Below are 24,073 nucleotides of genomic sequence, written 5' to 3'. Positions count from 1 at the left end.
CGACCGGGGTGGGCGCGGCGATCGGGGAGCTCTCGTCGTCGTCGAGATCGGCCCAGCCGTCCTCGCGGTCGCGGCGGGCGCGGCGTTTGTCGGTGATCCGGGCGATCTGGATGGCGATCTCGAGCAGCAGCGTCAGCGCCGCCGCCAGCGCCAGCATCGAGAACGGATCCTGGCCGGGGGTCGCGACGGCCGCGAACACGAACATCGCCATGATCAGGCCGCGGCGCCAGGCCTTGAGCTTGGCGTAGGACAGCACCCCGACGGCGTTGAGCGCGACGATCACCAGCGGGATCTCGAAGGACACCCCGAAGATGACCAGCAGGTTGATCATGAACCCGAAGTATTCGGATCCGGACAGGGCGGTGACCTGCACCTCGTTGCCGACGGTCAGCAGGAACGACAGGGCGTGGGTGACGACCAGGTACGCCAGCACCGCGCCGGTGACGAACAGCACGGCGCCGGAGACGACGAACCCGATGGCGTAGCGGCGTTCCTTCGCGTACAGGCCGGGGGTGATGAACGCCCACAGCTGGTACAGCCACACCGGGCAGGCCATCACCACGCCGGCGGTTGCGGCGACCTTCAGGCGCAGCATGAACTGTTCGAACGGGCCGGTGGCGAGCAGGTGGCAGCCGCCGTCGGCGCTGATGTCGGCGCGGGAGGACGCCGGCAGCGAACAGTAGGGGTCGAGCAGGATCGAGCCGAGGCTGGGCAGGCCGAACAGGTTGCGGCTGTACCAGACGAACCCGATGACGGTGGTGACGAGCACCGCGGCGAGCGCGATCAGCAGACGGGTGCGCAGTTCGTACAGATGTTCGACCAGCGACATGGTGCCGTCGGGGTTGGTCTTGCGCCGGCTTCGGCGCGGATCGAACGGGATGCGCACGTGCGGTTCTCAGCTCCTGTCGAAGCCCCCGGGATCAGCGGAGGACCGGGGCACCCGTCGCGGATGCCCCGGTGGTTTGGTCGGTGGTCAGGCCGACCGCGGTTCGGTGTGCTTGGCCTGTGTGACGGTCGGGTCGACGCTCTCACCGGCGGGCAGCGGGTTCGGAGCCGGCTGCGGCGCCGCCGGGGCGTCGTCGTTCTGCATCTCCTTGATCTCGCTCTTGAAGATGCGCAGCGACCGTCCCAGACCGCGGGCGGCGTCGGGCAGCTTCTTCGAACCGAACAGGATCACGACGACGATCGCGACGATGGCCCAATGCCAAACGCTCAATCCACCCATTGTTTCAACCTCCACTGATGGTGTGCTGCCGATGCTACCGGACCCGAACATGCCCGATCCCCGCCCACAGCCGTTTGACCGGGAGTTCGCGCAGGGTTCACAACTCCGTTACACGCCCCGCCGCCGGTTCGTCGAGCGGCAGTGTGTCGTACGCCTCCAGCGCGGCCGCGGCGCGGGCCCGCACCGCGGCCACCAGCTCAGGCGGCCCCAGCACCGTCACGCCACCGCCGAGCCCGACCGCCAGCCGTGTCATCCACTCCGGCGACGCGTACCGCAGCACCGCGGTGCACGACCCGTCCGGCTGCAACTGCACCTCGGTGAGCGGGTAGTAGTCGATCAGCCAGCTGTAGCCGGGATCGATCCGCAACCGCGCGGCCGGCAGCGTCGGATCCCCGGCGAACAACTCGAAGCTGTCCTCCTCGTCGACCGCGGCCGGCGGCCGGGCCGGTTCCGGCAGTTCCTCGGCCGCATCGATCCGGTCGAACCGGAACAACCGCACCCCCTCCGCGGTGCGGCACCACGCCTGCAGATAGGTGTGCTCGTCGATGAGCACCACCCGGATCGGGTCCACGTCCCGCTCCGAGACGGTGTCCCGGGACGCCGAATAGTAGGTCAGGTGCAGGGCCCGGCCGCGGTGCACCGCGGCCCGCACGGTCGCCGCGACCGGATCGTCGGACACCGGCACCGGGGTGTCGCGGTCGGCGGCGGCGCTGCCGGCGGCCGCCTCGATCTTCGCGATGGCGCCCTGCGCCGCCGACGGATCGACCACCCCGGGCATCTCCAGCAGCGACCGCAACGCCACCAGCAGCGCCGTCGCCTCCGTGGAGGTCAGCCGCAGCGGCCGGTCGATGCCGGCGGTGAAGGTGACCACGATGCTGTCCTCCGACAGCGACAGGTCGATCAGGTCCCCGGGCCCGTAGCCGGGCAGACCGCACACCCACAGCTGGTTCAGATCGTCCATGATCTGTTTCGGCGTGACCCCCAGGTCGCGGGCCGCCTCGGCCGCGCTGATCCCCGGGTTCGCCGTGAAATACGGCACCAGATTGAGCAGCCGCGTCAGCCGCTCCGACAATCGTGTGCTCACCGTTCCCCCTCCACGGCCGTGCCGGCGACCACCCGGGTCAGGATGGCCCGCACCTGCTCCCGCAGCTCGCTCGGCGCCAGGACCAGGGCATCGGCGCCCTGCCCGGCGATCACCCGCGCGATCCAGCTCCACGACCGCACCGGCACCTCGAGCACCGTGCCGTCGCGGTCCCCGATCCGGCGGCGTTCGGTCTCGGTGCCGAGCCGGCGCAGCTCGGCGGCCCGCCCGTCCGGCACCCACACCCGGGCGGCGCCGGTGACATCGCCGGTGCTGGTGGCCTCGAGCACCCTCGCCCGCAGATCCACCTCCTCCGGGATGGTGACGGCACCGGCGGGACCGACCGCGGTGACCTCGTCGCCGATGCGGGAGAGCCGGAAGGTGCGGGTGGCGTCGCGGTCGCGGTCGTGCCCGACCAGATACCAGCGGCCGTGCACGGTGACGATGCCCCACGGTTCGACGGTGCGCCGCGTCCACGGGTCCGCGGGGGACGCGCGATGGTCGAACTGCACGGCGCGGCGCGCGTCGATCGCGGCGAGCAGCGCGTGCAGCGCCGGTTCGGAGCCGCGGGCCCGCGCCGGCAGCGAGGTCACGGTGCCGGTCGGATCGGCGTCGACCTGCACCCCGGCCGCCCGCAGCTTCAGCAACGCGCTCTGCGCCGCCGACGTCAGCTCCGGCGACGACCACAGCGCCGCCGCGACCGCGACCGCCGCGGTTTCCGCGCTGGTCAGCTCGATGTCGGGCAGCTCGTAGGCGTCCCGGTTGATGCGATAGCCCTCGACGGTGGAGTACCGCGACGGCATACCCGTCTCCAGCGGGATGCCCAGGTCGCGCAGTTCGTTCTTGTCGCGCTCGAACATGCGGCTGAACGCCTCGTCGCTCGCCGAGTCCGCGTAGCCGGCGACGGACGCCCGGATCTTCTCCGCCGTCAGGAACTGGCGTGTGGACAGCAACGCGATGACCAGGTTGACCAGCCGTTCGACTTTCGAGATCGCCACGCCCGCAAGCCTAGTGTCCCGCCCGCGGCCGTCCGCAGGCGTGGTCGCGCGACACGCCTGCCGGCGATGATCTCCGTGACGGGATGTTCTACATCGAGGCGATCAGCCGCTCCACGCGTTCGTCGACGGACCGGAACGGGTCCTTGCACAGCACGGTGCGCTGCGCCTGGTCGTTGAGCTTGAGGTGCACCCAGTCGACGGTGAAGTCCCGGCCCGCGGCCTGCGCCGCCGCGATGAAGTCGCCGCGCAGCTTCGCGCGGGTGGTTTGCGGCGGGGTGTTCACGGCCGCGTCGACGGCCTCGTCGTCGGTGGCGCGCGCGGCGAGCCCCTTGCGCTGCAGCAGATCGAACACGCCGCGGCCACGTTTGATGTCGTGGTACGCCAGGTCGAGCTGCGCGATCTTCGGGTCCGACAGTTCCATGCCGTAGCGGTCCTGGTAGCGCTGGAACAGCTTGCGCTTGATCACCCAGTCGACCTCGGTGTCGACCTTCGCGAAGTCCTGCGACTCGACCGCATCGAGCACCCGGCCCCACAGGTCGACGACCTGCGCCACGTGCGGGTCCGGTTCCCGGCTGCGCAGATAGTCCACCGCCCGCGCGTGGTATTCGCGCTGGATGTCCAGGGCGCTGGCCTGCCGACCCCCGGCCAGCCGCACCGGGCGCCGCCCGGTCAGGTCGTGGCTGACCTCCCGGATCGCGCGGATCGGGTTGTCCAGCGCGAAGTCCCGGAACGCGACCCCGGCCTCGATCATCTCGAGCACCAGCGACGCCGACCCCACCTTGAGCATGGTGGTGGTCTCGGACATGTTCGAGTCACCGACGATCACGTGCAGCCGCCGGTACTTCTCGGCGTCGGCGTGCGGTTCGTCGCGGGTGTTGATGATGGGCCGGGACCGGGTGGTCGCCGAGGAGACGCCCTCCCAGATGTGCTCGGCGCGCTGCGACAGGCAGAACGTCGCCGCCTTCGGGGTCTGCAGCACCTTCCCGGCGCCGCAGATCAGCTGCCGGGTCACCAGGAACGGCAGCAGCACGTCGGAGATGCGGGAGAACTCCCCCACCCGCGCCACCAGATAGTTCTCGTGGCAGCCGTACGAGTTGCCGGCCGAGTCGGTGTTGTTCTTGAACAGGTAGATGTCGCCGCCGATGCCCTCCTCGGCGAGCCGCTGCTCGGCGTCGACGAGCAGATCCTCGAGGACCCGCTCCCCGGCGTGGTCGTGCTCGACGAGCTGCAACAGGTCGTCGCACTCGGCGGTCGCGTACTCCGGGTGCGACCCCACGTCCAGATACAACCGCGCCCCGTTGCGCAGGAACACATTGGAGCTGCGGCCCCACGACACCACCCGGCGGAACAGGTAGCGCGCCACCTCGTCGGGGCTCAGTCGGCGATGCCCGTGGAAGGTACACGTGACGCCGAACTCCGTCTCGATACCCATGATTCGTCGCTGCACACTTCGACAGTACCGCTCCGAACAACCGACCATCGGCTGCAACGGCATCTACGGTCAACCTGTGATGTTCGATGCCGCCCGGTACAGCCGCGCAGACCGTGTCCTGTTCGAACGCAGCGGCGCGCTGCGCCCGTCCCCCGCAGACCCGACGCTGCGGATTCTCAGCCGCCTCGCCGACCACAGCGTGCTGTGGATGGGGTGCGCCGCGGTGGGCATCGCGGTCGGCGGCACCCCTCGCCGCGCCGTGGTCCGCGGGCTGCTGTCGGTGGCCGGCGCCAGCGCCCTCGCCAACGGGGTCCTCAAGCCGCTGCTGCCGCGCCGCCGCCCCCCGGCCCGCGTCGAACCGCACTTCCGGCGCCGCAACGTGCCCATGCCCACCTCGTCGTCGTTCCCGTCCGGGCACGCCGCCTCGGCCGCCGCGTTCGTCACCGGGGTGGCGCTCGAATCCCCCGCCACCGCCGCGGTGGTGGCGCCGCTGGCCGCCGCGGTCGCCTACTCGCGGGTGCACACCGGGGTGCACTGGCCCACCGACGTGCTCGTCGGCGCCGCCGCCGGCGCCGCGGTCGCGCTCGGCACCCGCCGCTGGTGGGCGGTGCGCGTCGACGAACCCGCGGTCGCCGGGACCGCGGTGGAGGCCCCGGCGCTGCCCACCGGGCGCGGGCTGCTGGTCGTCGTCAATCCCGGCTCCGGGACCGACGAGAGCGACCACGAGGACCTGCGGGCGGCGCTGCCGGAGGCCCGCATCGTCACGCTGCCCACCGGCGACGACCTCGCCGCCGAACTGGACCGGCTGATCACCGAGCACCACCCGGTGGCGCTCGGCGTCGACGGCGGCGACGGCACCGTCGTCGCGGTCGCGGCGGCCGCGGTCGCCGCGGGTCTGCCGCTGGCGGTGTTCCCCGGCGGCACCCTCAACCACTTCGCGCGCGACGCCGGCGCCGCCGAACCGGGCGACACCATCCGCGCCGTCGCCGGCGGACACGCCGTCCGCATCGACCTCGGGCGGGTCACCGTCCCCGACACCCCCGGCAACGGCACCGGCACCGGCGACGGCGGCACCGAGTACACCTTCGTCAACACCGCCAGTCTCGGCGGCTACCCCGATTCGGTGCGGCTGCGGGAACGCTGGGAACCGCGCATCGGCAAGTGGCCGGCCGCGGCGGCGGCGATGACGCGGGTGTTGGCGACCGCGTCACCGCTGACGGTGCGGATCGACGGCACCGAGATGGCGCTGTGGCTGCTGTTCGTCGGCAACGGCCGGTACACCCCGACCGATCGGGTCCCGATGTCCCGGCCGGCGCTGACCGGCGGCACCCTCGATCTGCGGTACCTGCGGGCGGACCGGCGCTGGTCCCGGCTGCGGCTGCTCACCGCGGTGGCCACCGGCAGCCTGGACCGGTCCCCCACCTACACGCAGCGGAACGTGGCCGCGGTGTCGGTGCGCATCGAGGGACCGCCGGTGGCGCTGGCCACCGACGGCGAGGTCGTCACCGACGGCACCGTCTTCGAATTCCGCAGTGCCCCCGCGGCGTTGACGCTCTACCGGCTGCCCGACCCGTCCTGACCGGACGTGTCGGTGTCAGTGTCAGCGTCGGAGGCCGGCTTCTCCGCCGTCTCCGGGCTGTCCGCCGCGGCGGCGCCGTCGCCGGTGGTCGGCAGCATCGCCTCCAACGCGGCGCCGGTGATCCGCCGGAACGCGCGGCGCGGCCGGGGCTTCTCGAGCACCGCGACCTCGAGTTCCCCGATGCCCAGGGTCCGCGGCGTCGCCTCCGAGCCGGTGCCGCGCTGCAGCGCCGTCACCGCCACCGCGACCGCGGCATCGAGCTCGAGACCGGGCCGATAGGCCTCGCGCAGCGCGGTCGCGATCGGCTCGGTGGTGCCGCCCATCACCACGAACTGCGGTTCGTCGACGATCGACCCGTCGTAGGTGATCCGGTACAGCTGCGGCGCGTCCTCGGTGTCGGACCGGCCCACCTCGGCCACGCAGATCTCCACCTCGTACGGCTTGGGCTGGTCGGTGAAGATCGACCCGAGGGTGGAGGCGAACGCGTTCGCCAGCGACCGGCCGGTCACGTCCCGCCGGTCGTACGCGTAGCCGCGCATGTCCGCGTGCATGATCCCGGAGCGGCGCAGGCTCTCGAACTCGTTGTACTTGCCGACCGCCGCGAAACCCACCCGGTCGTACAGTTCGCTGATCTTGTGCAGCGCCTTCGACGGGTTCTCCGCGACGAACAGCACCCCGTCCGCGTAGATCAGCGCGATCACGCTGCGGCCGCGGCCGATGCCCTTGCGGGCCAGCTCCGAGCGATCGCGCATGATCTGCTCGGCGGACGCATAGTACGGCAGCGTCACTGCCCACCTCCTGCGGTGCGGTCGGCCACGATCGCGCGGGCCAGTTCGGACAACGTCGCTTCGGGCACCATCGTCGCCCCGGACGCGGTGATCATCGCGGCGGTCGGATAGATGCCGCGGGTGGTGTCGGGGCCGCCGGTGCCGCTGTCGTCGTCGGCCGCGTCGTACAGCGCCTCCACCGCGGTGCGCAGCGCGTACTGCTCGTCCGCGTCCGCCCGGAACAGCTTCTTCAGCGACGACTTGGCGAACAACGACCCGGACCCGACGGCGTGATAGCCGGCGCGTTCCTCGTACCGGCCGCCGACCACGTCGTACGAGACGATGCGGCCGGCGCGGCGCGAATCGATGGCGTCGAGATCGAACCCGACCAGCAGCGGCACCACGGCCAGACCCTGCATGGCCGCGCCGAGGTTGCCGCGCACCATCGAGGACAGCCGGTTGGCCTTGCCGTCGAACGTCAACGGCACACCCTCGATCTTCTCGTAGTGCTCGAGCTCGACCGCGAACAGCCGCACCATCTCCACGGCCAGGCCCGCGGTCCCGGCGATGCCGGCCGCGGAGTAGTCGTCGGTGATGTGCACCTTGTCCACGTCGCGGCTCGCGATGAGGCTGCCCATCGTGGCGCGCCGGTCCCCGGCGAGCAGCACCCCACCGTCGAAGGTCACCGCCACGATCGTCGTGCCGTGCGGGGCGATCTCGCCGAGCGACCCGAGCTGCCCGGCGAACCGGTTCTCCGGCAGCAACTCCGGGGCGTGCATCCGCAGATGCTCGGTGAACGACGACATCTCAGACGCGAGGTGCAGCCGGGGCTGCACCTCGCGATAGGGAAGGGACGAACGATCCGTTGTCACTGGCCGCCCTTCTGCACATAGGCCCGCACGAAGTCCTCGGCGTTCTCCTCGAGCACGTCGTCGATCTCGTCGAGAAGATCGTCGGTTTCCGACGCCAGCTTCTCGCGCCGTTCCTGACCGGCACCACCGTCGCCGACGACCTCGTCGTCGTCGCCACCACCGCCGCGTGTGGTCTGCTCCTGCGCCATAGCCGCGACCTCCTCGATCACTGTGGTGTCCGGCTCCGGTCGACGACCGGACGGGCCACCATCCTGCTCAGAACTCCACCCTACCGAGCCGACCCGGTACCGAGTGCGACTTGTGGTGCGGCGCGCCCGTGTGTCGGCGCGCACGCACCCCGGTCAGTGCGTCAACTGGTCCACCAGCTCGGCCGCCGACTCCACCGACTCGAGCAACGCCCCGACGTGCGCGCGGCTGCCGCGCAGCGGTTCGAGCGTCGGGATCCGCACCAGCGACTCTCCGCCGAGATCGAAGATCACCGAATCCCAGCTGGCCGCGGCGATGTCCGCGCCGAACCGGCGCAGGCACTCCCCGCGGAAGAACGCCCGGGTGTCCGCCGGCGGGGTGTGCACCGCGTCGAGCACCTGCTGCTCGGTGACCAGCCGCTGCATCGACCCGCGGGCCACCAGCCGGTTGTACAGGCCCTTGTCCAGGCGCACGTCGGAGTACTGCAGATCCACCATGTGCAGCCGCGGCGCGGACCACGCCAGCCCTTCCCGGTTGCGGAAACCCTCCAGCAGACGCAGCTTCGCCGGCCAGTCCAGCAGGTCCGCGCATTCCATCGGGTCGCGTTCGAGCAGGTCGAGCACCATCGCCCACTTGTCGAGGATGTCGAGGACCCGCTTGTCCTCGGTGCCGTCGTGGAACTCGGCGGCCCGCTCGTGGTAGATCCGCTGCAACGCCAGCCCGGTCAGCTCCCGCCCGTCGACCAGCGCCACCGTCTTGCGCAGCGTCGGGTCGTGGCTGATGTGGTGCACCGCGGTCACCGGCCGCGCCAGCTGCAGATCGGACAGGTCGACACCGGCCTCGATCAGGTCCAGCACCAGCGCGGTGCTGCCCACCTTCAGGTAGGTGGCCATCTCCGCCAGGTTCGCGTCGCCGATGATCACGTGCAACCGCCGGTACTTGTCGGCGTCGGCGTGCGGTTCGTCGCGGGTGTTGATGATGCCGCGCTTGAGGGTGGTCTCGAGCCCCACCTCGACCTCGATGTAGTCGGCGCGCTGCGAGAGCTGGAACCCGGCCTCGTCCCCGGACTGCCCGATCCCGACCCGGCCGGACCCGCAGATCACCTGCCGGGACGCGAAGAACGGGGTCAGGCCCGCCACTACCGCCGAGAACGGGGTGTCCCGCGACATCAGGTAGTTCTCGTGGGTGCCGTAGGAGGCGCCCTTGCCGTCGACGTTGTTCTTGTACAACTGCAGCCGCGGCGCCCCCGGCACGCTGGACGCGTGCCGCGCCGCGGCCTCCATCACGCGTTCGCCGGCCTTGTCCCAGATCACCGCGTCCAGCGGGTCCGCGACCTCCGGCGCCGAATACTCCGGATGCGCGTGGTCGACGTACAGCCGCGCCCCGTTGGTGAGGATCATGTTGGCGGCGCCGACCTCGTCGGCGTCGATGATCGGGGCCGGCCCGTTGAAGCGGCCCAGGTCGAAGCCGCGGGCGTCCCGCAGCGGCGATTCCACCTCGTAGTCCCACCGGGTGCGCTTGGCGCGCGGCACCCCCTCGGCCGCCGCGTAGGCCAGCACCGCCTGGGTGGAGGTCAGGATCGGGTTCGCCGTGGGTTCGTTGGGTGAGGAGATCCCGTACTCGACCTCGATACCGATGATCCGCTGCATGGCATCGAGACTAGGTGATCACCGCCGCGGCGGGAGTGCGGCGGCCCCGATCACCCGGCGGCGGCGGTGCAGTCCAGGTAGTGGTGGGCCCCGATCGTGGTGAGCACCCACCGCACCGGCGGCGGCGCCCACGCCGCGTGCGGGTCGTGGCCCAGCCGCGGGTCGGTCACCGGCACGGCGCGGCCGCGGGTGATCACGGTGCAGCCGCCGGCGGCCCGCACGTTGCGCAGCCAGTCCACGTCGGTGCCGTAGGTCAGCGCGAACCGGTACCGGTCGCCGTCGACGAAGACGTTGACCGGGGTGCGGTAGAGCCGCCCGGAGCGGCGGCCGCGGTGCTCGACGACCGCCATGTACGGCAGGTGCGCCGCCAGTGGCCGCAGCAGACGATTGGTGACGACCCGGTTGAACCGGGCCAGGGTGGCGGGCAGCGGCATCGGGGCTCCCTCCGGGTGGGCCGGGCGCACCGCCTCGACGCTACGCCGACCGGCCGCCGTCCGGGCCCGGGTGGCAGCATGATCCCAATGGATGCGACACCCTGGTTCGAGCGCGGCTCCGACGAACTCGTCGCCGTGTACGACGACGCCGGCCGCTGCACCGGGCAGGCCCCGCGTTCGCAGGTGTATGCGCAGGGGCTGTGGCACGGCAGCGCCGGGGTGCTGCTGCGCTCCCCGGACCGCACCCGCGTCTACGTGCACCGCCGTTCCACCACCAAGACGGTGTTCGCGGCGCACCACGACTGTCTCGCCGGTGGGGTCATCGACGCCGGGGAAACCCCGATCGAGGCGGCCCGCCGGGAGTTGGCCGAGGAACTCGGCGTGACCGGAGTGGATTTGACGCCGCTGGCCGAGGCCTCGTGGGACGGCAGCTGGCGCGGCCATCCCCTGCGTTGTCACCTGTGGGCATTCGAAACCTGCTGGGGCGGGGAAGTGCGGCACCAGGACAGCGAGATCGCCGCGGGCTGGTGGTGGACCCTCGACGAGCTGCGCGCGCATGTGCGGGACCCGGCGTGGCCGTTCGTGCCGGACAGCCGGGTGCTGCTGGCGGACCTGCTGCAGCCGTGACGGGGTGGGCCGGGAGACACCCTCCCGGCCCACCCCGTCGGTTCACGCCGCTACAGGTACTGGCCGGTGTTCGACTCGGTGTCGATGGCCCGGCTGGTGCTGGCGTTCTTGCCGGTGACCAGGGTGCGGATGTAGACGATCCGCTCCCCCTTCTTCCCGGAGATCCGGGCCCAGTCGTCCGGGTTGGTGGTGTTGGGCAGGTCCTCGTTCTCGGCGAACTCGTCGACGATCGAATCGAGCAGATGCTGCACCCGCAGACCCGGGGCGCCGGTCTCGAGCACCGACTTGATCGCGTACTTCTTGCCGCGGTCGACGATGTTCTGGATCATCGCGCCGGAGTTGAAGTCCTTGAAGTACAGGACCTCCTTGTCGCCGTTGGCGTAGGTGACCTCCAGGAACCGGTTCTCCTCCGACTCGGCGTACATCCGGTCGACGACCCGCTCGATCATCGCCCGCACACACGCGCCGCGGTCGCCGCCGAACTCGGCGAGATCGTCGGCGTGCACCGGCAGCGCATCGGTCAGGTACTTCGAGAAGATGTCCAGCGCCGCTTCCGCATCCGGACGTTCGATCTTGATCTTCACGTCCAGGCGGCCGGGCCGCAGGATCGCCGGATCGATCATGTCCTCACGGTTGGAGGCGCCGATCACGATGACGTTCTCGAGACCCTCGACACCGTCGATCTCCGACAGCAGCTGCGGCACCACGGTGGTTTCCACGTCGGAGGACACGCCCGAGCCGCGGGTCCGGAAGATCGAGTCCATCTCGTCGAAGAACACGATCACCGGGGTGCCCTCGGACGCCTTCTCCCTGGCCCGCTGGAAGATCATCCGGATGTGCCGTTCGGTCTCGCCGACGAACTTGTTCAGCAGCTCCGGGCCCTTGATGTTGAGGAAGTACGACTTGGCTTCCTTCGAATCCTGCCCGCGGGCCTCGGCGATCTTCTTCGCCAGCGAATTGGCGACCGCCTTGGCGATCAGCGTCTTGCCGCAGCCGGGCGGCCCGTACAGCAGCACGCCCTTGGGGGGACGCAGCGCGTACTCGCGGAACAGGTCCTTGTGCAGGAACGGCAGCTCCACCGCGTCGCGGATCTGCTCGATCTGCCGGCCCAGGCCACCGATGTCGCCGTAGTCGACGTCCGGGACCTCCTCGAGGACGAGGTCCTCGACCTCCGCCTTCGGGATGCGTTCGAACGCGTACCCGGCCTTGCTGTCGACCAGCAGCGAATCGCCGGGGCGCAGCTTGAAGTTGTCGTCGGTGTCGGCGAGGTCCGCGTTCCCCGGGTCCAGGGTGCGCGCGGCGGCCGCGGCGAGCGGCGCGGCCAGCCACACCACGCGTTCCTCGTCGGCGTGCCCGACGACCAGGGCGCGGGTGCCGTCGTCGAGCAGTTCCCGCAGCGCGGTGATCTCCCCGACGCGTTCGAAACCGCCGACCTCGACGACGGTGAGCGCCTCGTTCAGCCGCACCGACTGTCCGGGTTCGAAATCCGCGGTGTCGAGATTCGGCGACACCGCCACCCGCATCTTGCGGCCCGACGTGAACACGTCCACGGTCTGGTCCTCGAAGGTGCTCAGCAGCACCCCGTAGCCGCTCGGTGGCTGCCCGAGCCGGTCCACCTCCTCCCGGAGGGTGATCAGCTGCTGGCGGGCCTCCTTGAGCGTTTCCATCAACTTGCCGTTGCGGACCGTCAGGGAGTCGAGGCGTGCCTCGAGGTCGCGTACCTGGTCGGACGGCTCGGCGAGCCGGCGTCGCAACGCGGCGACCTCGGTTCGCAGTTCGTCGATCTCACGGGCGGCAACCGAATCCGGGTTCTCTGACATGTGCGACTCCCTCCACTGTGGGTGTTTCCACGCTACCGGCAGTCGGGCCGATGTGCGGGGGGACACGAAACAGCCGTGTTCCGAACATGTGTCGCCGCACTCACACCGCCGGGGCCGGAACCACCGCGGCCACGATGTTAGCCTTGCCTATCTTTTGGTTTCTGTTCCGACGGTTCACACGAAAGGTGTCCTCCGTGACCATCCGCAAGCTCGCCGCCGTCGCGGCCACCGCCGCCGCCCTCACCGCCCTCACCGCGTGCAGCAGCGACGACGACCCCACCGAGACCGCCTCGGCCACCACGTCGGGCGCCGCCACCGGTGCCACCACGAGCGCCGCGGCCGCGGCCGCCGCGGTCACCGCCGAGGTCCTGCAGCAGCAGGTGAACACGTTCTTCGACCCGGCCGCCCCCGCCGACGCCAAGGCCGCCGTTGTCGAGAACGGTGCCGACCGCACCGCCGTGCTCGAGCAGTTCAACGGGGTGCTCGCGGGTTACCCGCTCACCGGCACCGTCGGCGAGGTCGCCGCCGTGGACGAGGACACCGTCACCGCCACCACCGAGGTCGCCGGCCCGCACGGTGGCGCCCCCATGCCGTTGACCTTCGAAGAGGTCGACGGCCAGTGGGTCATCGCCGACGAGAGCGTCTGCTCGATCTTCGAGATGGGCCACCTGCCCTGCAGCTGACACCGGCACGCCGGGGCCCGGACGCACCGGGCCACGGCACCACCCCGGTGGGGACGCTCAGCCCTTGCTGGGGCGGCGCTGCGGCTTCGGGGTCTCCACCCCGTCCTGCAACCGGCGGGCACTGACCAGGAACGCGGTGTGCCCCTGCATCCGATGCTCCGGACGCACCGCCAACCCCACCACGTGCCAGCCCCGCACCATCGACTCCCACGACCGCGGCTCGGTCCAGCAGGTCTGCTCCCGCAGCGCCTCCACCACCCGCGACAGCTGCGTCGTCGTCGCCACGTAGACGATGAGCACCCCCCCGGGCACCAGCGCCTTCTTCACCGTCTCGAGCACATCCCACGGCGCCAGCATGTCCAGCACCACCCGATCGACCCGCCCGTGGGTCTCCACGTCGTAGTCCGCCAGATCCGCCAGCTGTGTCGTCCAGTTCTCCGGGCGCTCCCCGAAGAACGTGGTCACGTTCCGCTCGGCGTGCTCGAGATGGTCCTCGCGCACCTCGTACGAGATCACCCGGCCGGTCGACCCGACCGCCCGCAGCAGCGAACACGTCAACGCCCCGGACCCGGCGCCCGCCTCGAGCACCGTCGCCCCCGGGAAGATGTCGCCCTCCTGCACGATCTGCGCGGCGTCCTTCGGGTAGATCACCTGCGCCCCGCGCGGCATCGACATCACGTAGTCCACCAGCAGCGGCCGCAACGCCAGATACGGGGTGCCGTTGGTGGAGGTCACCACCACACCCTCGTCGGTGCCGATCAGATCGTCGTGCAGGATCCCGCCGCGGTGGGTGTGGAACTCCTTGCCCGGCTCGAGCACCACGGTGTACTTGCGGCCCTTGGCGTCGGTCAACTGCACGCGATCACCGACCTGGAACGGTCCGCTACGCCCGAGTCCGCCTGCTGCCATCGCCGTGTCCACCCTCGTCTGCTCGCCTGCCGAATCGGCCCGGGCACTGCGCCGGACCGTCCCACAGCCTGCCAGGTCACCCGAGCGTCGCTGCACACACCCCACCCACCGCCGCCTCGTTCCGGCACTCGGTGTCATCATCGTCGGACGGCGGTTCACCCCCAGCCGCCGCGAAGTCCCGAGGAGAGAACCGAAGTGAGCGACGCGGCCTACTACGTGCCGACGACCGGCCCGGCCGGCACCACCGACAGCGCAGTCCACATCGAGTGGTTCCGCCCCACCGACCGCACCGTCAGCACCTGGGGCACCACCCTGCAGCACGGGGCGCCCCCGTCGGCGCTGCTCGCCCGCGCCCTCGACCGGTGCGGCGCCCGCCCCGGCACCCGCCTGACCCGCATCACCGTCGACCTGCTCGGACCGGTCCCGCTCACCGACCTCGAGGTCCGCTCCTGGATCGAACGGCCCGGCCGCAAGATCGAACTCGTCGTCGCCGAACTGTGGGCCGCCGGCCCCGACGGCACCCACCGGGCGGTGGCGCGCGGCTCCGCGTGGCGCCTGGAAACCGTCGAACTACCCGAGGTCGCGAACGCCGCCGACGAACCGCTGCCCCCGGTGTCCGAGGCCACCCCCGCCGAACCGGACGGCGACTTCTGGCACCACGGCTACGTCGAGACCCTCGACTGGCGGCTGCTCACCCCGCTCGGCCGCCCCGGCCCCGCCTCGGCGTGGCTGCGCACCGACACCGCCCTGGTCGAAGGCGAGGAACCCACCGGGCTCGAGAAACTGTTCAGCGTCGCCGACGTCGCCAACGGGGTCGGCTCGAAGCTGCATCCCGGCAAGTGGCTGTTCCTCAACACCGACCTGACCGTGCACCTGTTCCGCGCCCCCACCGGCGACTGGACCGGCATCCGCGCCGAAACCTCCTACGGCCCCGACGGTGTCGGCATGACCGCCGGATCCCTGCACGACGAACACGGCCCCCTCGGCCGCATCGTGCAGAACGTGCAGGTCCGCGCCCGCTGACCCGCGACCGACCCCGAGAAACGCCGCGCATCGCCCGGCACGAGCGGATATCCGACGCCAGGATCGCGCGGGCCCCGATCTCGGCGAGCCGATCCATCACCGCGTTGTGGCCCTTGCGCGGCACCATCGCCCGCACCGCCACCGAATCATCGTTCGCCAGCGGCGAGATCGTCGGCGACTCCAGCCCCGGCGTCACCTTCACCGCCTCGTCCAGCAGGTGCTTCGGGCAGTCGTAGTCGAGCATCACGTACTGCTGCGCGAACACCACACCCTCGATCCGCGCGATCAACTGGTTGCGGGCCGCGTCGTCCCGGTTCGAGCCCTCCCGCTCGATCAGCACGCCCTCGGACTCGCACAGCGACTCCCCGAACGCCACCAGCTCGTGCTGGCGCAGCGTGCGACCCGACCCGACCACATCGGCGATCGCATCGGCGACCCCGAGCTGAATCGAGATCTCCACCGCACCGTCGAGCCGGATCACCGTCGCCTCGATCCCCCGCGCCGCGAGATCCTTGCGCACCAGATTCGGGTACGACGTGGCGATCCGCAGCCCCGCCAGATCCTCCACCTTCCAGTCCCGGCCCTTCGGCGCCGCATACCGGAACGAGGACCGGCCGAACCCCAGCGACAACCGCTCGGTCACCGGCGCACCGGAATCCCCGGCCAGATCCCGCCCGGTGATCCCCAGATCCAGCTCCCCGGAGCCGACATAGATCGCGATGTCCTTCGGACGCAGGAAGAAGAACTCGACCTCGTTGACCGGGTCGAGCACCGTCAGATCCCGCGAATCGGTGCGACGCCGGTACCCGGCCTCACTGAGGATCTCGGCGGCGGACTCGGACAGGGAACCCTTGTTGGGAACGGCGACGCGCAGCATTCGGGACTCGGCCTCTCTGGGGAAACAGCGACAAACGGGGGCGGGACGATTCAGGCAAACAGGCTGGGATCGATCGACGATCACAGATGCTTGTAGACGTCCTCGAGCTTCAGACCGCGCCCCACCATCAGCACCTGCACCCAGTACAGAAGCTGCGAGATCTCCTCGGCCAACTCCTCGTCGCTCTGGTACTCGGCGGCGATCCACACCTCGCCGGCCTCCTCGATCACCTTCTTGCCCTGCGCATGGACGCCGGCGTCCAAGGCGGCAACGGTGCCGGACCCCTCGGGACGGGTCACGGCACGCTCGGACAGCTCGGCGAACAGGGATTCGAAGGTCTTCACGGGAGCCCATTGTTTCATGACCGGCCCGGTGCCCTGCGCGCGGCGTCCCCCGTCAGAAATCCAGCACCCGGCGACTGTCGAAACGCCGCGGCCGCCCCGTGATCGGATCGTCGAACTCGAGGGTGCGCGCCAGCAGCCGCAGCGGATCGGTGAAATCGTCGGGCGCGCGGCGCCGGAACTGCGGATAGAAGTTGTCTCCCACGATCGGCGCCCCCAGCGAATTCAGGTGCAGCCGCAGCTGGTGGGTGCGGCCGGTGCGCGGAAACAACCGGTACCGGGCCCGGTCCCCGGCCCGTTCGACCAGTTCGATGCGGGTCTCGGCGTTCGGTTCCCCCGGCACCTCGACGGCGGTCAGCTCCCCGTGCCGCTTCCGGATGCGGCTGCGCACCACCCGCGGGAACTGCACCCCGGGGCGGTGCGGGGCGATCGCCTCGTACACCTTGCGGACCCGCTGCTGCTCGAACAACTCCTGATAGGGCCGCCGCAACGCCGGATCCACGGTGCACAACAACACCCCCGCGGTCATCCGGTCCAGCCGGTGCACCGGCACCAGATCCGGCAACCCCAGGTCCCGGCGCAGCCGCACCACCACCGTCTCCCGGATGTGCGCGCCCCGCGGGATCGTCGCCAGGAAATGCGGCTTGTCGACCACCACCAGCCCCGCGTCCCGGTACAGCACATCCACCGCGAACGGCACCGGCACCTCCGGCGGCGGCTCCCGGTAGAAGTACACGAACCGGGTCGGCTGAAAGCGGGTGTGCACGTCCACGGCGCGGCCGTGCTCGTCGACCAGCTCCCCGGCCGCGATGCGCCCGGACCAGTCCTCCCCGGGATGCGCGGCCTGCAGGTATTCGACGACGGTGCGCGCGGCGGCCCCGGCGGGCATCCGCACCCGGTCCGGGCCGAGCCCGTCCCGGATCGGCAGCGGCGCGGCCGGCACGGTCAGGAACCGACCGGATCGGGCACGCAGTCCTCGCACACCAGCGTCTGCGCCCGCCCGTTGACGTCCGGATGGTTGCGGTACCGCGAGGTCGGCGCCTCGCACAGCGAACACCGCCCCAAGGTCACCGCATCGTCGGAGAATTCGACGTTCATGCGCCCGTCGAACACGTACAGCGAGCCCTCCCACAGGCCGCCGTCGCCGAACGTCTCGCCGTAGCGGACGATGCCGCCGTCGAGCTGATACACCTCGTCGAAACCGCGGTTGCGCATCAACGCCGACAGCACCTCGCACCGCACCCCACCGGTGCAGTAGGTGACGACCGGCTTCGACTTGAGGTGGTCGTAGCGGCCGCTGTCGAGTTCGGCGACGAAATCGCGGGTGGTCGCCACGTCCGGCACGATCGCATCCCGGAACCGGCCGATCTCCGCCTCGAACCGGTTGCGGCCGTCGAAGAACACCACGTCGTCGCCGCGCTCGGACATCAACGCGTGCAGGGCCAGCGGCGACAGGTGCTCCCCGCCGCCGACGACGCCGTGCTCGTCGACCTTCACCTCGTCCGGCACCCCGAAGGTGACGATCTCGGGACGCACCTTCACCGACAACCGCGGAAAATCGGTGCCGGTGCCGTCCGACCACTTCACGTCGGTGTCCTTGAACGCCGGATAGCTGCGCAACCCCCGCACGTACTTCTTCACATCGGCGATGTCCCCGCCGACGGTGCCGTTGATGCCGTGCTCGGAAATCAGGATGCGCCCGGTCAGGCTGTGCGCCGACGCGAGCGTGTGCTGCCACAACCGGATCGCCTCCGGATCGGGCAGCGGCGTGAACTTGTAGAACAACACGATCTTCGGGACGGCCATGCTCAGCGCTCCCCGGAGACGTGCAGTTCCCGCAGGTCGGCCACCGTCAACCCCTCCAGGGTGGACCGGAACACCCGCCGCGGCGAACCCGGCACCGTCGTCAGCGACGGCACCACCAGCACCGTGCAGCCCGCGGCGTCGGCCGCGGCCGCCCCGGTCGGGGAATCCTCCACCGCCAGGCACTGCGCCGGGTCCAGCCCGAGCAGCTCCGCGGCCCGCAGGTACGGCGCCGGATCCGGCTTGCCCGCCGGCACCTCGTCCCCGCACACCGTGTGATCGAAATGGGTGCGGCCCAGGGTCTCGAGCGCCACATCGCACAACCGGCGGCCGGTGTTGGTCACCAGCGCCTGACCGAGCCCGGCCTCCCGCACCGCACCCAGCGCGGCCCGCGCCCCGGGCCGCCACGGCAGCCCCTGCGCGAACAGCTCCGCCATGAACGCGTTGAGCCAATCCTCCGCGGCGGTCTGCTCGTCCGGGGTCGGGGCGAGCCCGAGACCGTCGAAGGTGCGCCACACCGACAGATCCAGCGGCCCACCGATCGTCGCGATCCGGGTCTCCTCCGACATCGGGCCCCCGAGATGCAGCGACAACTCCCGCATCCCGATGTCCCACAACTGTTCCGACTCGAGCAGCGTGCCGTCCATGTCCCACAGCACCGCCCGCAGCGCGCCGGCGTGCGCCGACGTGCCGAGGACGGAATCGATCAGCTCAGACATTGAAGTACTTGGCCTCCGGATGGTGCAGGACGAACGCGTCGGTGGACTGCTCGGGATGCAACTGCAGCTCCTCGGACAGCTCCACCCCGATCCGCTCCGGTTCGAGCAGCTCGACCAGCTTGATGCGGTCCTCCAGGTTCGGGCACGCCCCGTACCCGAACGCGAACCGCGCCCCCCGGTAGGCCAGCTTGAAGTAGTCCGCCACCTCGGCCGGATCGTCGTCGGCGGCGGTCCCACCCCCGGCGAACGCCAGCTCCTGCCGCACCCGCCGGTGCCAGTACTCGGCCAGCGCCTCGGTCAACTGCACACCCAGGCCGTGCACCTCCAGGTAGTCGCGGTAGGCGTTCGCGGCGAACAACTCGTTCGCGAAATCCGCGATCGGCTGCCCCATCGTCACCAGCTGGAACGGCCACACGTCGACCTGCCCGGTGCGCTGCGCCTCCTCCCGCGACCGCACGAAATCGGCGATGCACAGGAACCGGGGCCGCTGCTGCCGCGGGAACGTGAACCGGAACCGCTCCGGCGCGTCCGGCCGCGGCTCGGTCAGCACTACCACGTCGTCGCCCTCGGACACCGCCGGGAAATACCCGTACACCACCGCGGCATGCGCCAGGATGCCCTCGGTCGACAACCGGTCCAGCCAGTACCGCAACCGCGGCCGACCGTCGGTCTCGACCAGTTCCTCGTAGGTCGGGCCGTCACCGCCGCGCTGCCCGCGCAGCCCCCACTGACCCAGGAACAACGCCCGCTCGTCGATCAGACCCGCATAGTCGGCGACCGCGATGCCCTTGACGACGCGGCTGCCCCAGAACGGCGGCGTCGGCACCGGCAGATCCGCCGCCACATCGCTGCGCGCGGGGATCTCCGCCGGGGTCTCCGCGGCCTTGCGCTTCTCCGCGATCCGCTTGCTGCGTTCGTGCCGGGCCTTGCGTTCGGCGGCCTTCTCCCGCGCGGCGATCGCCTCCGGGCTGTCCGGCGCCGGACCCTCGCCACGCTTGACGGCCATGATGCGGTCCATCAACGCCAGCCCCTCGAACGCGTCCCGCGCGTACGACACCTCGCCCTCGTAGATCTCCGCCAGATCGTCCTCGACGTAGCCACGGGTCAGGGCGGCACCACCGAGCAGCACCGGGAACTGCTCCGCCACCCCGCGGGCGTTGAGTTCCTCGAGGTTCTCCTTCATCACCACCGTCGACTTCACCAGCAGCCCGGACATGCCGATCACATCGGCGCGCTTGTCGATCGCGGCGTCGAGGATCGTCGCGATCGGCTGCTTGATGCCGAGGTTGACGACCTCGTAGCCGTTGTTGGACAGGATGATGTCCACCAGGTTCTTGCCGATGTCGTGCACATCGCCCTTCACGGTCGCCAGCACGATCCGGCCCTTGCCGTCATCACCGGTCGACTCCATGTGCGGCTCGAGATACGCCACCGCCGCCTTCATCACCTCGGCCGACTGCAGCACGAACGGCAACTGCATCTGCCCGGACCCGAACAGCTCACCGACCGTCTTCATCCCCGCCAGCAGCGTGTCGTTGATGATCGCCAGCGGCGGCACCTCCGTCATCGCCGCATCCAGATCCGCCTCGAGACCGTTGCGTTCGCCGTCGACGATGCGCCGCTCGAGCCGCTCGAACAACGGCAGCGCCGCCAGCTCCTGCGCGCGGGACTCCCGCGCCGACGCCGCCGACACCCCCTCGAACAGCTCCATCAGCTTCTGCAGCGGGTCGTAGCCCTCGCTGCGCCGGTCGTACACCAGATCCAGCGCGACCTGCCGCTGCTCCTCCGGGATCCGCGCCATCGGCAGGATCTTCGACGCGTGCACGATCGCGGTGTCCAACCCCGCCTCGGTGCACTCGTGCAGGAACACCGAGTTCAGCACCTGCCGGGCCGCCGGATTCAACCCGAACGACACGTTCGAGATGCCCAGCGTGAAATGCACCTGCGGGTAGCGGCGGTGGATCTCCCGGATCGCCTCGATCGTCTCGACGCCGTCGCGGCGCACCTCCTCCTGACCCGTCGAGATCGGGAACGTCAGCGCATCGACGATGATGTCCTCCTGCGCCAGCCCCCAGTTCTCCGTCAGGTCGGTGATCAACCGCTCGGCGATCCGCACCTTGTGCTCGGCGGTGCGCGCCTGCCCCTCCTCGTCGATGGTCAGCGCCACCACCGCGGCACCGTGCTCGACGACGTGCTCCATGATCCGCTGGAACCGCGACCCGGGACCGTCCCCGTCCTCGTAGTTCACCGAGTTCACCGCGCAACGGCCGCCCAGATGCTCGAGACCGGCCCGGATCACGTCCGGCTCCGTCGAGTCGATCATGATCGGCAGCGTCGACGCCGTCGCGAACCGCGACGCCAGCTGCGCCATGTCCGCCGCCCCGTCCCGGCCGACGTAGTCGACGTTCAGGTCCAGCATGTGCGCGCCGTCGCGGATCTGATCCTTCGCGATCTCCAGACACTTGTCGTAGTCGGCCGAGAGCATCGCCTCCCGGAACGCCTTCGACCCGTTCGTGTTGGTGCGCTCACCGATCATCAGGATGGACGCGTCCTGCTCGAACGGCACCGCCGCATACAGCGACGACACCCCCGGCTCGGACACCGGCCGACGCTCGGCCGGTGCCAGCTCCCGCACCGCCTCCGCGACCTGCCGGATGTGCTCGGGCGTCGTCCCGCAGCAGCCGCCGACCAGCGACAACCCGTAGTCGGAGACGAACCCGGTCAACGCCTCGGCCAGCTCCTCCGGCGACAACGGGTACTCGGCACCGTTGGCGCCCAGCACCGGCAGACCGGCATTGGGCATCACCGACACCGGCACCTCGGAATGCTGCGACAGATACCGCAGGTGCTCGGTCATCTCCGCCGGACCCGTCGCACAGTTCAACCCGATCAGGTCGATACCCAGCGGCGCGAGCGCGTTCAGAGCCGCCCCGATCTCCGACCCCAGCAGCATCGTGCCGGTCGTCTCCATCGTCACGTGCGTGATGATCGGCACCCGCCGCCCGGCACGCTCCATCGCGCGGCGACTGCCGATGATCGCCGCCTTCGCCTGCAACAGATCCTGGCAGGTCTCGACGAGGATCGCGTCCGCACCACCGTCGATCATGCCGAGCGCGGCCTCCAGATAGGCATCGCGCAACGCGTCGAACGGCGCATGCCCCAAGGTCGGCAGCTTGGTGCCCGGACCCATCGACCCGAGCACGAACCGGCCCATGCCGTCGGGGCCCGGACCCATCTCGTCGGCCACCTCCCGGGCCAGGCGGGTCCCGCGTTCGGACAGGTCACGGATACGGTCGGCGATGTCGTAGTCGGCGAGATTGGGCAGGTTGCAACCGAAGGTGTTCGTGGAGACGGCATCCGCGCCGGCCTCGAAGTACGCGCGGTGGATACCGCGGATCACATCCGGCCGGGAGTCGTTGAGAATCTCGTTGCACCCCTCGAGGCCACGGAAGTCGTCCAGCGACAGATCCGCGGCCTGCAACATGGTGCCCATCGCCCCGTCTCCGACGACAACGCGCCGCGACAGCGCATCGAGCAAGGCAGAGTGCAATGGGGTGGACATGGCCACCAGACTAGTGGGCGCCCCATCGGCCGCTGGCCGTAGGCTGGACAGGTGAGCGAAAGTGAATCCGCCGACGGCACGGAAACGGACGTCCCCGTCCTGCGCAACCCGGTGCTCATCGCCGCGTTCGAAGGGTGGAACGATGCCGGCGACGCCGCCAGCGGCGCCGTCGAACACCTCGAGCTGATCTGGGACGCCGAACCGTTCGCCGAACTCGACTCCGAAGAGTTCTACGACTACCAGGTCAACCGGCCGCAGGTGCGCCTCGTCGACGGCGTCACCCGCGAGATCGACTGGCCGGCCACCCGCCTGTCCGTGTGCTCGCCGCCCGGCAGCGACCGCGACGTCGTGCTCCTGCGCGGCATCGAACCCAACATGCGCTGGCGCAGCTTCTGCGACGCGATCCTCGAACTCGTCGAGGAAATCGGCGCCCACACCGTCGTCATCCTCGGCGCCCTGCTCGCCGACACCCCGCACACCCGGCCCGTCCCGGTCACCGGCACCGCCTACAGCAGTGAAGCCGCCAAGAAGTTCAACCTCGAGAAATCCCGCTACGAAGGCCCCACCGGCATCACCGGGGTCCTGCAGGACGCCTGCGTCCGCCGCGGCATCCCCGCCATCTCGTTCTGGGCGGCGGTCCCGCACTACGTGTCCTCGCCCCCGAACCCCAAGGCCACCGTCGCGCTGCTGCGCCGCGTCGAGGACGTCCTCGACATCGAAGTCCCCCTCGGCGAACTGCCCACCCTCGCCGAGGAATGGGAACAGACCGTCACCGAGATGACCGAGGACGACGAGGACATCACCGAATACGTCCGCACCCTCGAAGAACGCGGCGACGCCGAAACCGACCTCGACGACAGCATCTCCACCATCGACGGCGACGCCATCGCCGCCGAATTCGAGAAGTACCTGCGCCGGAGGGGACCGGGCGGCCTGTCCCAGTGAGCAGCGCCCGCACCACCCTGCAGCGCGCCGCACTGTACGTCGGGGGGTTCCTCGGACCCTTCGGCGGCGGGGTCGTCATCTCGATGCTGCCCGAGATCGGCGCCGACACCGGCGTGAGCACCGGCGACGCCGCCCTCACCATCACCGCCTACCTGGGCCCGTTCGCCCTCGCGATGCTCGTCTCCGGCACCCTCGGCGCCCGCTGGGGCCGCGTTCGGACCGTGCGCACCGCCTACGCCGTGTACGCCCTCGCGGCACTCGCGTCGGCGCTCGCGCCCACCATGACGCTGCTGCTCGGCACCCGGGTCCTGCAAGGCGTCGCCAACGCCTTCACCACCCCACTGCTGCTCGCCGCGCTCGCGATGATCACCCCGAAAGACCAGCTCGGACGCGCCCTCGGCCTGTTCGGCGCCATGCAGGCCGCCGGTCAGACCATCGCACCACTCGTCGGCGGCCTTGCCGCGGAAGTCGGCTGGCGATGTGCCTTCGTGGTGCTCGCCGCGGCCGCCCTCGTGCTCGCCGTGATCGGCCTGCCCAGCGG

The 24,073-nt window shown here is 70.6% G+C and carries 23 protein-coding genes and 1 pseudogene; 6 read left to right on the top strand and 18 right to left on the bottom strand.

The annotated features are described in order from the left end of the window. The 5 genes from tatC to pafA form a co-directional block, all read right to left on the bottom strand. Nucleotides 1-886: twin-arginine translocase subunit TatC (gene tatC, locus M1M07_RS28200; protein ID WP_248676279.1), on the bottom strand; the 886-nt coding region annotated here is incomplete at its 3' end. 87 nt (nt 887-973) lie between these two features. After that, a complete protein-coding gene (tatA, locus tag M1M07_RS28195; RefSeq protein WP_197256348.1) occupies nt 974-1,225 on the bottom strand; it encodes a Sec-independent protein translocase subunit TatA in 252 nt (83 codons plus the stop codon). 97 nt (nt 1,226-1,322) lie between these two features. After that, nucleotides 1,323-2,309, bottom strand: coding sequence for a YafY family protein (locus M1M07_RS28190; RefSeq protein ID WP_248676278.1), 987 nt, complete (start codon nt 2,307-2,309; stop codon nt 1,323-1,325). Beyond that, entirely contained in the window at nt 2,306-3,304 is a 999-nt protein-coding gene (locus tag M1M07_RS28185) for a YafY family protein (RefSeq protein WP_197256345.1), read from the bottom strand. Before M1M07_RS28185 ends, M1M07_RS28190 begins: the two co-directional genes overlap by 4 nt. 88 nt (nt 3,305-3,392) lie before the next feature. Then, on the bottom strand, nt 3,393-4,751 hold the full coding sequence (pafA, locus tag M1M07_RS28180; protein WP_197256343.1) for a Pup--protein ligase: 1,359 nt from the start codon (nt 4,749-4,751) through the stop codon (nt 3,393-3,395). Nucleotides 4,752-4,815: 64 nt separating this feature from the next. On the opposite strand from pafA, the gene M1M07_RS28175 reads away from it, so the two are divergent. Continuing rightward, on the top strand, nt 4,816-6,315 hold the full coding sequence (locus M1M07_RS28175; protein ID WP_197256354.1) for a bifunctional phosphatase PAP2/diacylglycerol kinase family protein: 1,500 nt from the start codon (nt 4,816-4,818) through the stop codon (nt 6,313-6,315). Here the strand turns inward: M1M07_RS28175 and prcA are convergent. From prcA to M1M07_RS28150, 5 genes are all read right to left on the bottom strand, one after another. Continuing rightward, nucleotides 6,291-7,103, bottom strand: a complete 813-nt coding sequence (gene prcA, locus M1M07_RS28170; protein WP_248676277.1) for a proteasome subunit alpha — start codon at nt 7,101-7,103, stop codon at nt 6,291-6,293. The two genes, M1M07_RS28175 and prcA, sit on opposite strands and share 25 nt — an antisense overlap. Then, nucleotides 7,100-7,888: a proteasome subunit beta gene (gene prcB, locus M1M07_RS28165; protein WP_197256352.1), complete on the bottom strand. Its 789-nt coding sequence runs from the start codon at nt 7,886-7,888 to the stop codon at nt 7,100-7,102. The genes prcA and prcB overlap by 4 nt, the downstream gene beginning before the upstream one ends. Nucleotides 7,889-7,950: 62 nt before the next feature. Further along, entirely contained in the window at nt 7,951-8,142 is a 192-nt protein-coding gene (locus M1M07_RS28160) for a ubiquitin-like protein Pup (protein ID WP_059384481.1), read from the bottom strand. Nucleotides 8,143-8,295: 153 nt separating this feature from the next. After that, on the bottom strand, nt 8,296-9,789 hold the full coding sequence (gene dop / locus M1M07_RS28155) for a depupylase/deamidase Dop (protein ID WP_248676276.1): 1,494 nt from the start codon (nt 9,787-9,789) through the stop codon (nt 8,296-8,298). Nucleotides 9,790-9,839: 50 nt separating this feature from the next. Next, nucleotides 9,840-10,223: a nitroreductase family deazaflavin-dependent oxidoreductase gene (locus M1M07_RS28150; protein ID WP_248676275.1), complete on the bottom strand. Its 384-nt coding sequence runs from the start codon at nt 10,221-10,223 to the stop codon at nt 9,840-9,842. A gap of 87 nt (nt 10,224-10,310) precedes the next feature. Between M1M07_RS28150 and M1M07_RS28145 the strand changes: the two genes are divergently transcribed. After that, nucleotides 10,311-10,850, top strand: coding sequence for an NUDIX domain-containing protein (locus M1M07_RS28145; RefSeq protein ID WP_197256335.1), 540 nt, complete (start codon nt 10,311-10,313; stop codon nt 10,848-10,850). Nucleotides 10,851-10,900: 50 nt separating this feature from the next. On the opposite strand, the gene arc is transcribed toward M1M07_RS28145, so the two are convergent. Then, nucleotides 10,901-12,670, bottom strand: a complete 1,770-nt coding sequence (gene arc / locus M1M07_RS28140; RefSeq protein WP_197256333.1) for a proteasome ATPase — start codon at nt 12,668-12,670, stop codon at nt 10,901-10,903. A 194-nt stretch (nt 12,671-12,864) separates the two neighbouring features. Here arc and M1M07_RS28135 point away from each other — a divergent pair, with 194 nt between their 5' ends. After that, on the top strand, nt 12,865-13,353 hold the full coding sequence (locus M1M07_RS28135; protein ID WP_197256331.1) for a nuclear transport factor 2 family protein: 489 nt from the start codon (nt 12,865-12,867) through the stop codon (nt 13,351-13,353). A 57-nt stretch (nt 13,354-13,410) separates the two neighbouring features. On the opposite strand, the gene M1M07_RS28130 is transcribed toward M1M07_RS28135, so the two are convergent. Continuing rightward, nucleotides 13,411-14,262: a tRNA (adenine-N1)-methyltransferase gene (locus M1M07_RS28130; RefSeq protein WP_248676274.1), complete on the bottom strand. Its 852-nt coding sequence runs from the start codon at nt 14,260-14,262 to the stop codon at nt 13,411-13,413. Nucleotides 14,263-14,457: 195 nt separating this feature from the next. Between M1M07_RS28130 and M1M07_RS28125 the strand changes: the two genes are divergently transcribed. Then, a complete protein-coding gene (locus M1M07_RS28125) occupies nt 14,458-15,285 on the top strand; it encodes a thioesterase family protein (RefSeq protein WP_248676273.1) in 828 nt (275 codons plus the stop codon). A gap of 31 nt (nt 15,286-15,316) precedes the next feature. Here M1M07_RS28125 and hisG read toward each other — a convergent pair. The 6 genes and pseudogenes from hisG to metH form a co-directional block, all read right to left on the bottom strand. Beyond that, nucleotides 15,317-16,162, bottom strand: a pseudogene (gene hisG / locus M1M07_RS28120) (ATP phosphoribosyltransferase); the annotation flags it as partial. A gap of 80 nt (nt 16,163-16,242) precedes the next feature. Next, complete coding sequence (locus M1M07_RS28115; protein ID WP_197250468.1) at nt 16,243-16,524, bottom strand: phosphoribosyl-ATP diphosphatase; 282 nt, start codon at nt 16,522-16,524, stop codon at nt 16,243-16,245. Nucleotides 16,525-16,558: 34 nt separating this feature from the next. Continuing rightward, nucleotides 16,559-17,446 carry a pseudouridine synthase gene (locus tag M1M07_RS28110; protein WP_197250469.1) on the bottom strand — a complete coding sequence of 296 codons (888 nt, stop codon included), beginning with the start codon at nt 17,444-17,446 and terminating at the stop codon, nt 16,559-16,561. Between the two features lie 2 nt (nt 17,447-17,448). Continuing rightward, entirely contained in the window at nt 17,449-18,309 is an 861-nt protein-coding gene (locus tag M1M07_RS28105; protein ID WP_197250470.1) for a rhodanese-related sulfurtransferase, read from the bottom strand. 2 nt (nt 18,310-18,311) lie between these two features. Continuing rightward, nucleotides 18,312-19,025, bottom strand: a complete 714-nt coding sequence (locus M1M07_RS28100) for an HAD family phosphatase (protein ID WP_248676272.1) — start codon at nt 19,023-19,025, stop codon at nt 18,312-18,314. Beyond that, entirely contained in the window at nt 19,018-22,587 is a 3,570-nt protein-coding gene (metH, locus tag M1M07_RS28095) for a methionine synthase (RefSeq protein ID WP_248676271.1), read from the bottom strand. Before metH ends, M1M07_RS28100 begins: the two co-directional genes overlap by 8 nt. 51 nt (nt 22,588-22,638) lie before the next feature. On the opposite strand from metH, the gene M1M07_RS28090 reads away from it, so the two are divergent. Then, entirely contained in the window at nt 22,639-23,532 is an 894-nt protein-coding gene (locus M1M07_RS28090; RefSeq protein ID WP_197250472.1) for a PAC2 family protein, read from the top strand. Then, the coding region (locus M1M07_RS28085; RefSeq protein ID WP_248676270.1) for an MFS transporter at nt 23,529-24,073 on the top strand (545 nt) is incomplete at its 3' end. The genes M1M07_RS28090 and M1M07_RS28085, both read left to right, overlap by 4 nt.

The sequence above is a fragment of the Rhodococcus sp. HM1 genome, assembly GCF_023218075.1.
Classification (GTDB): domain Bacteria; phylum Actinomycetota; class Actinomycetes; order Mycobacteriales; family Mycobacteriaceae; genus Rhodococcus.
Note: the sequence above shows the minus strand (reverse complement) of the source record. Positions and strands in the feature narration are given on the sequence as shown.

Excerpts from the sequence above, each read along its gene's own strand:
- tatA (WP_197256348.1), bottom strand. The coding sequence starts at position 1,225 with ATGGGTGGATTGAGCGTTTGGCATTGGGCCATCGTCGCGATCGTCGTC.
- M1M07_RS28175 (WP_197256354.1), top strand. The coding sequence starts at position 4,816 with ATGTTCGATGCCGCCCGGTACAGCCGCGCAGACCGTGTCCTGTTCGAA.
- prcB (WP_197256352.1), bottom strand. The coding sequence starts at position 7,888 with ATGTCGTCGTTCACCGAGCATCTGCGGATGCACGCCCCGGAGTTGCTG.
- M1M07_RS28160 (WP_059384481.1), bottom strand. The coding sequence starts at position 8,142 with ATGGCGCAGGAGCAGACCACACGCGGCGGTGGTGGCGACGACGACGAG.
- dop (WP_248676276.1), bottom strand. The coding sequence starts at position 9,789 with ATGCAGCGGATCATCGGTATCGAGGTCGAGTACGGGATCTCCTCACCC.
- M1M07_RS28150 (WP_248676275.1), bottom strand. The coding sequence starts at position 10,223 with ATGCCGCTGCCCGCCACCCTGGCCCGGTTCAACCGGGTCGTCACCAAT.
- M1M07_RS28145 (WP_197256335.1), top strand. The coding sequence starts at position 10,311 with ATGGATGCGACACCCTGGTTCGAGCGCGGCTCCGACGAACTCGTCGCC.
- arc (WP_197256333.1), bottom strand. The coding sequence starts at position 12,670 with ATGTCAGAGAACCCGGATTCGGTTGCCGCCCGTGAGATCGACGAACTG.
- M1M07_RS28130 (WP_248676274.1), bottom strand. The coding sequence starts at position 14,262 with ATGGCAGCAGGCGGACTCGGGCGTAGCGGACCGTTCCAGGTCGGTGAT.
- M1M07_RS28115 (WP_197250468.1), bottom strand. The coding sequence starts at position 16,524 with ATGAAACAATGGGCTCCCGTGAAGACCTTCGAATCCCTGTTCGCCGAG.
- M1M07_RS28105 (WP_197250470.1), bottom strand. The coding sequence starts at position 18,309 with ATGGCCGTCCCGAAGATCGTGTTGTTCTACAAGTTCACGCCGCTGCCC.
- M1M07_RS28100 (WP_248676272.1), bottom strand. The coding sequence starts at position 19,025 with ATGTCTGAGCTGATCGATTCCGTCCTCGGCACGTCGGCGCACGCCGGC.
- metH (WP_248676271.1), bottom strand. The coding sequence starts at position 22,587 with ATGTCCACCCCATTGCACTCTGCCTTGCTCGATGCGCTGTCGCGGCGC.